Annotated in this window: 15 protein-coding genes and 1 riboswitch; of the genes, 10 read left to right on the top strand and 5 right to left on the bottom strand. The window is 28.8% G+C overall.

The genetic code is table 11. The features are described 5' to 3' along the window. From GOM42_RS06980 to GOM42_RS06965, 4 genes are all read left to right on the top strand, one after another. Entirely contained in the window at window positions 1–741 is a 741-nt protein-coding gene (locus tag GOM42_RS06980) for a dihydroorotate dehydrogenase electron transfer subunit (protein ID WP_011590686.1), read from the top strand. Between the two features lie 19 nt (window positions 742–760). Further along, a complete protein-coding gene (locus GOM42_RS06975) occupies window positions 761–1,660 on the top strand; it encodes a dihydroorotate dehydrogenase (protein ID WP_011590685.1) in 900 nt (299 codons plus the stop codon). Window positions 1,661–1,808: 148 nt separating this feature from the next. Next, complete coding sequence (gene pyrE, locus GOM42_RS06970; protein WP_110077448.1) at window positions 1,809–2,387, top strand: orotate phosphoribosyltransferase; 579 nt, start codon at window positions 1,809–1,811, stop codon at window positions 2,385–2,387. A gap of 322 nt (window positions 2,388–2,709) precedes the next feature. Then, window positions 2,710–3,132 (top strand): GNAT family N-acetyltransferase, encoded by a 423-nt coding sequence (locus GOM42_RS06965; protein WP_011590684.1) that lies wholly within the window; start codon window positions 2,710–2,712, stop codon window positions 3,130–3,132. A gap of 120 nt (window positions 3,133–3,252) precedes the next feature. Here GOM42_RS06965 and GOM42_RS06960 read toward each other — a convergent pair whose 3' ends face one another. Continuing rightward, window positions 3,253–3,492 (bottom strand): hypothetical protein, encoded by a 240-nt coding sequence (locus tag GOM42_RS06960; protein WP_333494079.1) that lies wholly within the window; start codon window positions 3,490–3,492, stop codon window positions 3,253–3,255. A gap of 219 nt (window positions 3,493–3,711) precedes the next feature. On the opposite strand from GOM42_RS06960, the gene xth reads away from it, so the two are divergent. Further along, window positions 3,712–4,464, top strand: a complete 753-nt coding sequence (gene xth / locus GOM42_RS06955; protein WP_110077447.1) for an exodeoxyribonuclease III — start codon at window positions 3,712–3,714, stop codon at window positions 4,462–4,464. Window positions 4,465–4,494: 30 nt separating this feature from the next. On the opposite strand, the gene GOM42_RS06950 is transcribed toward xth, so the two are convergent. Continuing rightward, window positions 4,495–5,031, bottom strand: a complete 537-nt coding sequence (locus GOM42_RS06950) for an ECF transporter S component (RefSeq protein ID WP_110077446.1) — start codon at window positions 5,029–5,031, stop codon at window positions 4,495–4,497. A 170-nt stretch (window positions 5,032–5,201) separates the two neighbouring features. Here GOM42_RS06950 and GOM42_RS06945 point away from each other — a divergent pair, with 170 nt between their 5' ends. From GOM42_RS06945 to GOM42_RS06935, 3 genes are all read left to right on the top strand, one after another. Next, window positions 5,202–5,936 (top strand): HAD-IB family hydrolase, encoded by a 735-nt coding sequence (locus tag GOM42_RS06945; protein WP_003453545.1) that lies wholly within the window; start codon window positions 5,202–5,204, stop codon window positions 5,934–5,936. 350 nt (window positions 5,937–6,286) lie between these two features. Continuing rightward, window positions 6,287–6,670: an NUDIX domain-containing protein gene (locus tag GOM42_RS06940; RefSeq protein WP_003456607.1), complete on the top strand. Its 384-nt coding sequence runs from the start codon at window positions 6,287–6,289 to the stop codon at window positions 6,668–6,670. Between the two features lie 62 nt (window positions 6,671–6,732). Further along, window positions 6,733–6,951 carry a hypothetical protein gene (locus GOM42_RS06935; RefSeq protein ID WP_003453540.1) on the top strand — a complete coding sequence of 73 codons (219 nt, stop codon included), beginning with the start codon at window positions 6,733–6,735 and terminating at the stop codon, window positions 6,949–6,951. A 32-nt stretch (window positions 6,952–6,983) separates the two neighbouring features. Here GOM42_RS06935 and GOM42_RS06930 read toward each other — a convergent pair whose 3' ends face one another. Continuing rightward, complete coding sequence (locus GOM42_RS06930; protein ID WP_003456593.1) at window positions 6,984–7,628, bottom strand: membrane protein; 645 nt, start codon at window positions 7,626–7,628, stop codon at window positions 6,984–6,986. 275 nt (window positions 7,629–7,903) lie between these two features. On the opposite strand from GOM42_RS06930, the gene GOM42_RS06925 reads away from it, so the two are divergent. Then, window positions 7,904–8,236: a hypothetical protein gene (locus GOM42_RS06925; RefSeq protein WP_003456465.1), complete on the top strand. Its 333-nt coding sequence runs from the start codon at window positions 7,904–7,906 to the stop codon at window positions 8,234–8,236. Between the two features lie 34 nt (window positions 8,237–8,270). On the opposite strand, the gene GOM42_RS06920 is transcribed toward GOM42_RS06925, so the two are convergent. Beyond that, on the bottom strand, window positions 8,271–9,491 hold the full coding sequence (locus tag GOM42_RS06920; RefSeq protein WP_011590681.1) for a dicarboxylate/amino acid:cation symporter: 1,221 nt from the start codon (window positions 9,489–9,491) through the stop codon (window positions 8,271–8,273). A gap of 215 nt (window positions 9,492–9,706) precedes the next feature. After that, window positions 9,707–9,881, top strand: a riboswitch (Lysine riboswitch). A gap of 125 nt (window positions 9,882–10,006) precedes the next feature. On the opposite strand from GOM42_RS06920, the gene GOM42_RS06915 reads away from it, so the two are divergent. Continuing rightward, the gene (locus GOM42_RS06915) at window positions 10,007–11,476 is read left to right on the top strand and encodes an amino acid permease (RefSeq protein ID WP_003460660.1); all 1,470 of its coding nucleotides are present in this window, start codon (window positions 10,007–10,009) and stop codon (window positions 11,474–11,476) included. A gap of 40 nt (window positions 11,477–11,516) precedes the next feature. On the opposite strand, the gene ilvA is transcribed toward GOM42_RS06915, so the two are convergent. Next, window positions 11,517–12,716 carry a threonine ammonia-lyase gene (gene ilvA / locus GOM42_RS06910; protein ID WP_003460673.1) on the bottom strand — a complete coding sequence of 400 codons (1,200 nt, stop codon included), beginning with the start codon at window positions 12,714–12,716 and terminating at the stop codon, window positions 11,517–11,519. Window positions 12,717–12,769 lie beyond the last annotated feature (53 nt).

Below are 12,769 nucleotides of genomic sequence, written 5' to 3'. Positions count from 1 at the left end.
ATGGCTATGGAATATTTCAAAGGTAAAGTAAAGGAAAATATTGAATTAGTAGAGGGAATATACTCACTAGTAGTAGAGCATGAAGCTAAAATAAATGCAGGACAATTTTATATGATAAAAACTCCAAACACTTTCTTAGGAAGACCAATAAGTGTTTGTGAAGTAAATGGGAATGATGTACGTTTTGTGTATGCTACTGTTGGGGCCGGAACAAATGAAATGAAAAAAATGATTTCTGGAGATGAAATAGAAATAATAGGTCCTTTAGGAAATGGTTTCGATATAAATAAAGATTACGGAAAAGTTGCCTTAGTAAGTGGAGGTATAGGAACAGCTCCAATGCTAGAACTTGCAAAAAGCCTTAGAAAAAATAATAAAGATATTAAAATGGGTTTCTATGGTGGATTCAGAGATGACATATACTTAGTAGATGAAATATCAGAATATGTAGACGAGGTTAAAATTTCAACAAATACAGGAAAACATGGACATAAAGGATTTGTAACAGAAATTCTTCCTCTTCAAAATTATGATACAGTGCTATGCTGTGGACCGGAAATCATGATGAAGAAGGTAGTTGAAATGTGCAGGGAAGCTAAGGTTAATGTGTATATTTCCATGGAAAAACACATGGCTTGTGGAGTAGGTGCTTGCTTAGTATGTACATGTAAAACAAAGTCAGGAAATAAGAGAACTTGTAAAGATGGTCCAATATTTAATGGATTAGAAGTTGAATTCTAATTTAGGAGGGGTTAAAAGTATGTTAAAAACAGTTATAAATGGAGTAGATTTTAAAAACCCTGTTATAGCAGCATCAGGTACTTTCGGCTTTGGAGCTGAGTATAATAGCTTCTATGATGTGGGAGAATTAGGAGGAATAAGTTCAAAAGGACTAACTCTTAATAGTAGAGAAGGTAATGAAGGAATAAGAATATATGAAACTCCTCAAGGAATAATGAATTCAGTAGGACTTCAAAATCCAGGAATAGAGAAATTTATAGAAGTAGAACTTCCTAAAATGTTAGAACTAGGAACAAATATAATAGCAAATGTAGGGGGAGCTACTATAGAAGATTATGAAAAAGCAGTATCTCTTTTAAATAAAGAAAAGATAGACATGATAGAGTTAAATATATCTTGTCCTAATGTAAAATCTGGTGGAATGGCCTTTGGAATACAATCAGATGTAGCATATGAAGTGGTTTCTAAGGTTAGAAAAATATGTGATAAACCTTTAATGGTAAAATTATCACCAAATGCTGAAAATATATGCAATATGGCATATAGATGTGCAGAGGCAGGAGCAGATTCAATCTCTTTAATAAATACATTAAAAGGAATGGCAATAGATATAAAAAATAGAAAGCCAGTATTTAACAATGTGTATGCAGGACTTTCTGGCCCCGCTGTAAAACCTATAGCCCTTAGAATGGTTCATGAAGTTGCTAAAACTGTAGATATTCCAGTAATAGGATTAGGAGGAATTTCTACAGCAGAGGATGCCATAGAATTTATGATGGCAGGAGCATCAGCTATACAAATAGGTACAATAAACTTTGTAAATCCTAAAGCAGGTATAGAAATAATAAAAGGATTAGAAGACTTTTGCAAAAAAGAAGGATTAAAAAATATTAATGAAATTGTAGGATGCATAAAGTAATAAAAGATTAAATAGCTAAAAGATTATAAATAAATTTTAAAGATTATTAAATCACAAAATTTATCTTCATATTAATATAGTGATTTTTATAAAAAGTAATTTTGAAGATATTAAGAAAATAAATAAGAAAGTTTTGGAGGAATTAAATATGAAAAATACAGACGCTATGGTTATAGATACATTAAAAGAGGTTGGAGCATTATTAGAAGGACATTTCTTATTATCATCAGGAAGACACTCAAATAGATATTGCCAATGTGCTCAATTATTAAAATACCCAGAAAAAGCTGAGAAAGTATTAAATGTTGTAGCTGATCAGTTAAAAGATATAGACTTTGACTTAGTTGTAGGACCAGCTATGGGAGGAGTTATAGTAGCTTACGAATTAGGAAGACAGTTAGGTAAGCCTGCAATCTTTACTGAAAGAGAAAATGGCGAAATGACTCTAAGAAGAGGATTTACTATAGAAAAAGGACAAAAGGTAGTAATAACAGAGGATGTTGTAACTACAGGTAAGAGTTTTAAGGAAGCTGCAAAGGTGATTGAAGAACAAGGTGGAGAAGTTGTTGCAGTAGTTTGTATAGTAGATAGAACTCCAGGCAATGTAACAGATTTCCCAATGTATAGTTCAATAAAACTTGATATAGAAAGCTTTGAGGCAGAAAATTGCCCACTATGTAAAGAAGGAGTGCCTTACATAAAACCAGGAAGCAGAAATATAAAATAATCCGATAAATTTTAAAAAAACTCTAGTTATAAAGCTAGAGTTTTTTATTTTAGAAAATATATTCTAAAAACTTATTTAAATCAATTGATTCTCATCACTTTATTACTTATAATAGAATAAAATACATTTAATTACAATAAAGAAGGGATATTATAAGTTGAGTATATTTTTATTTATGCTTCAAGAGGAAAAAGTAGAATATGATTTTCAGGTGAATGGTATTTCGGATTTAACTCATAATGTATCTAAAATATTTAAAGTTTATATAGATTAACATTGAATATAATAAATAAAAAAATATTATTTTGGTTAAAGAGGGATTATGAATTTAGAAAAAGTGATTTTTAAAAAAGATTTGATTAAGGATATAAAAAGTATTTCTTACTTATATGAAAGTGCAGGATGGTTTGACTATACTGAAGATTTAGAAAAATTAGAAGAGGCATTTAAAAATTCATTAAAGATAATTTCAGCATGGCATGAAGAAAAATTAATAGGTCTTATTAGGGTTATTGGAGATGGACTAACTATAATATATATACAGGATATAGTAGTTCTTCCTGAATATCAGGGAAATGGTATTGGTAGAGGTTTGATTAATTCTGTATTAGATGAATATAAACACGTTAGGCAAAAGATTCTAATAAGTGAGGATAAAGATTCCTCAATTGAATTTTATAAAAATATAGGTTTTAAATCAATTGATACTTATAATGGAGTAGCTTTTGTAAATTATATAGAGTAAATTTAAATCAACAAAGAACATCATTTAAATATTGATGCTCTTTGTTGATTTATTTCATTTCATAAATACTTTAATATTTTTTATTAAATATATCCTTTTCTTAATTTATAACATATGTAATTATAAATTTTTTCTAAAGAATACTTCCCCAACGTTATTTTCATTTATTGAAGTAATAAATCCACACTCTTCAAATCCTCTTCTGATATGCCATTTTTGAGCTTTTGTAGCATCAGTCATTGAAGAACTTAATAAAAACTCAGAATTTTTTTCTTTCTTTAAATACCCCTCTAAAAAGTTTAAAAGGCTTTCACCTATTCCAGAACCTCTAAGTCCATCCTTAACCACTATATAGCTTATAAAAGGTATATGAGTCCATATATACTCTTATTCATTTAATTTAGCCCCCTTGTTATTTCTTTTAAATAATTATATTACAATTATTTAAAATTAAATAATGATTTATTTAATTTTTTTTATTACAATATATTATATACAATTGAATTTAGAAATAAATCAGTTGTTATATTTTAAAACTTAATTATATTTTTTATTGATTAAGTATAGGAGGAAATTTAAATGAAATTAATATCATGGAATGTTAATGGCTTAAGAGCTTGTGTTAAAAAAGGCTTTTTAGATTACTTTAAATCTGAAGATGCTGATATATTCTGTCTACAGGAGACTAAACTTCAGGAAGGACAAATAGATTTAGATCTAGAGGGATATTTTCAATACTGGAACTATGCTGAGAAAAAGGGGTATTCAGGAACTGCAATATTCACTAAAAAAGAACCTCTAAATGTTTATTATGGAATAAATATAGAGCACCATGATAAGGAAGGAAGAGTTATAACTTTAGAATTTGAAGACTTGTTTATGGTAACTGTTTATACTCCAAATTCACAAAGTGAACTTGCTAGATTAGAGTATAGAATGGAATGGGAAGATGATTTTAGAAATTATCTTTTAGAGCTTTCATCTAAAAAAGGTGTAGTTGTATGTGGAGATTTAAATGTAGCTCATAAGGAGATAGATTTAAAGAATCCTAAGACAAATAGAAAGAATGCTGGCTTTACAGATGAGGAAAGAGATAAATTTTCTACATTATTATCAAGTGGGTTTATAGATACTTTCCGTTATTTCAACCCAGACTTAGAGGGAGTTTATTCTTGGTGGTCATATAGATTTAATGCAAGAAAAAATAATGCTGGATGGAGAATTGACTATTTCTTAGTTTCAAATAATTTAGAAGATAGAATAAAAGAAGCTTCTATAGACACTGAAATACTAGGGTCTGATCATTGCCCTGTTAAATTAATAATGGAATAGTTTTATCTTTTTATATTTAAAAGAAAGCCTTTAATTAAAGGCTTTCTTTTCTTGCTTATATAATACTTTTGAAAGAGGTAAGGCTATAACTATACCAACCCCAACTTGAAGTATATTACCTATTATATCCTTTGCTGAATATGCTAAAGCTCCTATTATGGTATTAGAACTTCCTGTAAATAAAAATGCTATTATTGCACCAGAGAAGAAATAAGCTACAACCATAAATATACCAGAGATTAAAAATGGTACTAAATAACTTTTTCTATGATTATACTCTAAAATAGCTCCAGCTATATATGCCATTGAAGCTTTTATTATAAATGTAAAAGGTGCCCAAATTATATATCCACTATATAAATCCACAAGAGCCATTCCTATACCACTAGCTAAAGCTCCACGCTTTTTCCCTAGTAAGGCTGCTGCTAAAAGAACCATACAATCTCCAAGATGAACAAAGCCTCCTACAGTAGGAATTCTTATTAAATTTGCTGATATAAATATTATTGCAATCATTAGTGCTGTAAAAACTGTCTTATGAAATTTACTGTTAGTGTTAACATTCATATTTTTCTACCTCCAGAACCAAAATATATTTATATATTAAAATATTATTAGTGTATTATCAAATGTATGGGTACAATTATATATTGTATAATCCCTTTAAAATTTATTTATTTATGATATACTGTTAAATAATACATAAATAGAAAGTTTACAGAAGAGGAGTGAAAAAAATGAAAGAAAAAAACATAGCAGCATTTTTTGATATTGATGGAACAATATATAGAGAAGGATTAATAACAGAAGTATTTAAAAAAATAATAAAATACGAATTAGTTGATGAAACTAAGTGGTATAAGGATGTACGTCCATCATTCATAAAATGGGATAAAAGACAAGGTGGTTATGATGAATATTTACTAAAAATGGTTGATATATATACTGAAGCAATAAGAGGAATAAGCAATCATCATATAGAGTATATAGCTAAGAAAGTAATAGAACAAAAAGGGGATAGGGTTTATACATTTACTAGAGAAAGAATTAAATGGCATAAAGAACAAGGTCATATTGTCATAGCTATTTCTGGATCTCCTTATGAGCTTGTAAAAGAAATGTCAGAAAAATATAATATGAATGATTTTAAAGGAACTATATATAAGCTTGATCATAACAATACATATAACGGAGATATAATTCCAATGTGGGATTCTGAAAGCAAAGAAAAAGCTATCTTAGAATTAAAAGAAAAACATAATATAGACTTAGAAAATAGTTATGCTTATGGAGATACCTCTGGAGATTTTACAATGTTTAAAAATGTTGGAATACCATATGCAATTAATCCAACAAGAGAGCTTATCACTAAAGTTCTTCAATGTGATGAAATTAAGGAGAAAATTAAAGTAATAGTTGAAAGAAAAGATGTTACTTATGATTTAGATATAAATAACTTAAAACTTCTTTAGATTATAAAAGGAGTATATATTTTTTATCAAGCAATCTTATAATTCGTCTTTTTATCAAAAATTACGGGGTTGTATTTTTCTACTAACAATAAATATACGTTATATTATGAATTTATTGCTTTAACTTTAGTTTTTTATTCGTTAAATATTACTATTAAAGTATGTATTGAAAATTAAAAACTAATAAAATAATATGTTAAAATATAAAAAACTTGGATAGTTTAAAATCAATTAACTATTAAACAACATTGAAAACTTTATTTGAATTTATATTAAAATAGAGGAATAATATATAATAATTTGCTATAATATGTATATAAAAAGCGAAATGTGTAAAAGGGGAGACGTATATGAGTAATATTAAATTTTGTTCTATTATTATAAAGGATGACTTTAATAATATTTTAATTTCAAAAAGAAAAGGAAAAAAAGCAGATGAGCACCTATGGTATGTTTTTGAAAGAAAAATAAAAGGAAGAGAAACTCCAGAAAAATGCGCAAATAGAGCAATAAAGGAAGATTTAAAAACCATAGTTTTTGATTTAAATCAATTATGTGATTTAAATGTTAATGAAGAAGAAACTTTAAGAGTTTTTACAGGTTCCTTAAAAGAAAAAATTACTTGTGGCGCTAATATAACTACATATAAATGGATAAATAAAGATGATTTAGATGATTATACTTTTGCAAATGGAGAATTAGAAAAGATAAACGCTTTTTTTGATACAATATAAAAACATGCCAATATTGGCATGTTTTTCTTTTATTGTTATAATAAAACGGTGAGGTGATTATTATGACATTATTAAGAAAGAAAATTTTAGGAGAAGATTTTCATGTTACTATAAAACCTATATATAACAGAGAAGATACATTGGCATTTACCTTTTCGCCGGATCAGAAAAGAGTAGAAATTGGTGAAGAAATTACAATTACAGTGAAACATCCTACAGAAAAATATGATGCTTTCTGTGATGAATTAGTAGAACTTATAGCTAGATATCAAGAAATATAAAAAAACAGTCCATATGGACTGTTTTTCTATTATTAAGCAGCATTTTTGCCTATAAATTTATGTACAATTTTTTCACATGGCGGCATAAAAAATTGTATAGCTGGACCTGTGAAAAGTACTGCTATTATTGTTCCAAGACCTACAACACCAGCTAGTAAATAACCAACTACTAGGAAGCTTAAATCTAAACCGATACGTATCCAACGGTATTGGAAGTTAGTTTTATCTCTTATTATAAGAGGAACTAAATCGTTTGGTGCAACTCCTAATTCAGTACTAACTAAGAATGAGAATCCTATAGCTATTATAATACAGCTTACAGCTACAATTACGCATTTTGTAAATAAGTTAAAGTTACTAAGTGAAGTATCTAAACCAAATCTATGTAATATTCCCATGATTGCATCTATAGTAGGGCCTACAACTAAAACAAGTACAAAAGTTCCAACTTTAAGTTGTTTTCTATCTGCAATGAAGATTGCAATAACTAAAGTAACAAGTATTATCATGTTAGCAGTTCCAGTTGAAACGCTTAGAGCTTTTGAAAGTCCTTGAGTAAATACAGTAAAGGGGTCTGATCCAGCTCCGCTTAATAAGAATATTACAACACCTAATTGTATGATTGCCATTCCTAATAAGAAAAATATAAGCTTAGGAATAAGTTTTTCTTTTTTCATTTTTAATACACTCCTTGTTTTTGAGTTTTGTGAATCGTATTTTTGAATGTGAATTTAAATATTTAATGTGTATTTAAAAACTTAAAAGAAAACCAAACAAAATGATTATAACCATTGTTAATCTATATGTCAAATAAATTGAATATTTTAATAAAAAAATTCATAACTAAGTAAAATTTCCCTGTTAAAACTTACTATATTAGAATAAATAAGAAAATTGAAATGTACTTAATTTTATTTTATAATTATTACGTTAGATGGAAGAGGTGGAAAATATGAAGGATACTAAGACTAAAGAACATATTGCTAGAATAGCAAAAGCTTCAACATATTTTATTTTTAGAAATGGACCTGTAAATAAGCTTCATAAAGAAAATAAGGTTTCTGATGAAGAACTTAAAGAAATGCAAGAGTATATGCAAAATCACTTAGCATATCTTTATGAAGTTTTACTTGAAGAGGGTAATTTAAAAAAATATGAACTTGTAATGAATACTATGAATCAATTTTATGTAAATGATGATACAGAGGTAGTATTAGCTGATGAGGGCTTTGATTCTTTATATGATCAATTATTCCCTAAAAGTAGCAATATAATTCTTAAATAAAAAATGACTATGAGAATTTCTCATAGTCATTTTTTTAATTACAACTAACCTTTGGAATAAAGTCTTCTTCAGCCTCTTCAATTTTAATGTTAGTATTATTTCTTTTCTTTAAGATTGATTCTACTATTATAGCTATAGCCCCATCTCCAGTTACATTAGTTGCTGTTCCAAAACTATCTTGAGCAGCATGAAGTGCTATCATTAAGGATTTTTCAACATTACCAAATCCAAGCATACCTTCAAGTAATCCTAAAGCAGCCATAACTCCGCCACCTGGTACCCCTGGTGCTGCTACCATAGTTACTCCTAACATAACTATAAATGGAACCATAACAGAGAAAGTTGGAACTTGTCCTTTCATATACATTACAGCCATTGATGCAAGAACTAAAGTAATAGTATCACCTGCTAAATTTATTGTTGCTCCTAAAGGAATAACAAAATCTGCTACATCTTGATCAACTTTATTTTCCTTAGTACAGTTTAAAGTAACTGGGATTGTAGCTGCTGATGATTGAGTTCCCAAAGCTGTCATATATGCAGGAATCATATTTTTAAGTAATTTTAATGGATTTTCTTTCTTTAAAGTTCCAGCTAAAGCATATTGAACCACTAAATAAGATCCTTGTATTGAAAATAAAACTAAGTACACAAGTCCAAAAGACTTTAAAGTAGTAAAAATCTCACCATTATAACTTAACTTTGAAAATATTGAAAGTATGTAAATAGGTACTAAAGGTATTAACACATTTTTTATAGTTAATGAAATAACGTGATTAAATTCTTCTGATACTTTTAATAAGTAACTATTTTTTATTCTTGATATTCCTATTCCTAATAAAAATGCAAAAACTAAAGCTGACATAACACCAAACATTGGAGGAATATCAATTGTAAAATAAGGATCAACATTTACTGATCCAGTGCTTAGAGAAGCACTTACTATAAATTTAGGAAGTACTGCGCGTCCTATAAAGAAAGTAAGTATTCCTATTAAAAATGTTGAAGCATATGAAATTAAAGTAGTTATGAAAAGTCCCTTTCCTGATTTATTTCCTAAGGATGCTATACCAGGAACTATAAACCCAACTATTATAAGTGGGATTAAGAAACTTAGTAAATTCCCAAATATGCTATTAAAGGTCATTAATATTCTAATAGGTATATCTAAATTAATATAGGAACATCCTAGCCCAATAAGTATTCCTAAAATAATTGCAACAAATATTCTTTTTATTAAGGATAAATTTTTCATAATAGCCCCCTTTTGTATTCTTATTGAATACACATGTTTTTTGTATGAGTACATATTACTATAGTTAGGATTTAAAGTCAACAATAAAATCTAAATTATTTTATAAATTGTTCAGTAATTTTTATTTATAATTTTTATTTATAATTTTTATTTATCAATAAAAAAATATTGACATTTTGCAAATTTAATCTCATAATTGTTAATATAAAGTGAATAACTGAGATAGAGGCGCGATGATTAATAGTATCTTTGCAGAGGTAAGCACGTTGAAGCAAAGTGAAAGGATGAATCGCCGAAACCATTAGAAGAGGCTTTAATTCTATTAGGTTGGGGTTGCATAAAATATATGTAACACTGTCACAAATTATTTTGTGGTGTGCTATCATGAAAGAAGAGTATTGTATATAACTTTACGAACCCTTAAGCATGAAACACGCTTAAGGGTTTCTTTTGTTAGCGAAAACTTAGTTATCACTTATGGCTTAATTATTAAAACCATAAGGAGGACTAAAAAAATGAGTCAAGAACAAAATACTAATCTAAAAAGAGGCTTGAAATCAAGACATCTTAGTATGATTGCCATGGGTGGTGCCATAGGAACTGGTATTTTCTTAGCCATGGGAGATACACTTCATCAAGCCGGTGTAGGAGGAGCTTTTGTAGCTTACGGAATTATAGGAGTAATGGTATATTTCTTGTGTACAAGCTTAGGGGAGATGGCAACATATATGCCAGAAACAGGTTCCTTTGGAGCTTATGCAACAAAATTTGTTGATCCTGCTTTAGGATTTGCTTTAGGATGGAATTACTGGTATAACTGGGCTATAACAATAGCAGCAGAAATGGTTGCAGGTTCTTTATTAATGAAGTTTTGGTTTCCTAATGTTCCAGCAATAGTTTGGAGCGCATTATTCTTAGTAATTATATTAACTCTTAATTTATTATCTGCCAAAGCTTATGGAGAATCAGAGTTTTGGTTTGCAGCTGTAAAAGTTGCTACTGTTATAATATTCTTAATCGTAGGAGTTCTTATGATTTTTGGAATATTAGGTGGAGATAATGTAGGATTCAAAAACTTCTATGAAAATGGAGGCCCGTTTATTGGAGGAGCAAAATCAATTTTCATGATTTTCTTAATAGCTGGTTTCTCATTCCAAGGAACTGAATTAGTAGGGGTTGCTGCTGGAGAAAGTGAAGATCCTGAAAAAAATGTACCTAAGGCTGTTAATACAATATTTTGGAGAATATTATTGTTTTATTTAGGAACAATTTTAGTAATAGGTGCTTTAGTGCCAAATGCTCAAGCTGGAGTAGAAACAAGTGCCTTTACAATAGTATTTGAGAAATTAGGATTAGCTGGAGCCGCTTCCATTATGAATGCCATAATACTTACATCTGTTTTATCAGCTGGTAATTCTGGTATGTATGCATCAAGTAGAATGCTTTATGCCATGGCTAAAAGTGGAATGGCACCTAAGATTTTTGAAAAAACTAATTCTAGGGGAGTACCAGTTAATGCTATTATAATAACAACAATAATTGCAAGTTTATGTTTCTTAACAGGTATTTATGCTGAAAATACAGTTTATGTATGGCTTGTAGCAGCATCAGGATTATCAGGATTTATAGCTTGGCTTGGAATCGCAATATGTCATTATAGATTCAGAAAAGCTTATGTAGCTCAAGGTAAAGATATGAATAGATTAGTTTATAAAGCTAAATTATTCCCACTAGGGCCTATAATAGCTTTAATATTATGTGGAATAATAGTTTTAGGTCAAGGATATGCATACTTAGATGTTAGAAATGGAGTAGACTGGGGTGGATTAATTTCATCTTATATTGGATTACCTCTATTCTTTGGATTATTTGCATATTATAAAATTAAATATAAAACTAAAATAATAGACTTAAAAGATGTTGACTTAAGTGTAGAGCATATAGATACTGATGAGAGTATAGAAGATGAAGTATTTTCTTACTAAAAAAAGAGGTGATTTTTTCACCTCTTTTTTTATTTTAAAATTAGTAAATTTGTTTTATTACATAGTTTTGATCTGTTAAAGCTTTTTTAATTTCATCTATATGAGAGTGGCCATTGGTCTCTAAGGTTACTTCTATAACCATGTTCTTAAGAGCATCTGTTGCTTTAAAATGATCATGTTCAAGTTTTACTATATTAGCATTAGTATCAGCAAGAACTTTAGCAATTTTTAATATTTGGCCTGGTTTATGAGGAACTTCTAGACTAAAACCAAAAAGTCTTCCCTTAGCTACTAATGCACTATTTATTAATGCGGTTATAGTAACCATATCTATATTACCACCACTTATTATTGATACTACATTTTTACCTTTAAAATTTAATTTAGAAGAGGCTGCTAATGATACAGCTCCTGAAGCTTCTGCTAGAAGTTTATGTTTTTCACTTAAAGTAAAGAATGCTTCAACAATTTCATGGTCTGATACAGTTATTATATCGTCAACATATTCTTTTATAAATTTAAATGTTAAATCACCAGGTCTTTTTACTGCAATTCCGTCAGCAATGGTATCAACAGAGTCTAAAGCAATTATTTCTCCTGCCTTAAAACTTTTAACCATTGCATTTGCCCCTTCTGCTTGTACTCCAATTACTTTAACATTAGGGTTTAAAGCCTTAGCAGCTAAGGTAACTCCACTTATTAAGCCACCGCCACCTATAGGGCAGAGAATAACATCTACATCCTTTAAATCTTCAAATATTTCTAAGGCTACTGTGCCTTGTCCACAAATTACATCAATATCATTAAATGGGTGTATAAATAAGGCTCCTTGTTCCTGTTCAATTCTTTTAGCCTCATTAAAAGCATCATCATAAACATAACCTGATAAAACAACATTTCCTCCTAAATCCTTTGTTGATTGGATTTTTAGTAGAGGAGTAGTCTTTGGCATTACTATAGTTGATTTAACATTAGCTTGTGATGCTGCAAAAGCTACGCCTTGAGCATGATTTCCAGCAGAAGAGCAAACAACCCCTTTTGCTTTGTCTTCATCTGATAAGGATCTTATTTTATTTAAGGCACCTCTTATTTTGTAAGCACCTGTTAATTGTAAATTTTCACATTTCATATACACTTGGTTTCCAGATTTCCTTGAAAAAACCTCGCTGTATATTAAAGGTGTTTTTATAACTACATCTTCTATATTTTTTTTTGCTTTAATAATTTTTTCTAAATACAAAATAATCACCCCTCATTTCTCATTATGTAAACCTTTTATAATTTAATTATAAC

This window comes from Clostridium sp. 16K-1-R1, assembly GCF_023921145.1.
In the GTDB taxonomy this organism is placed as follows: domain Bacteria; phylum Bacillota; class Clostridia; order Clostridiales; family Clostridiaceae; genus Sarcina; species Sarcina perfringens.
The sequence above is the reverse complement of the archived record's forward strand: the minus strand, read 5'-3'. Positions and strand labels throughout refer to the sequence as shown.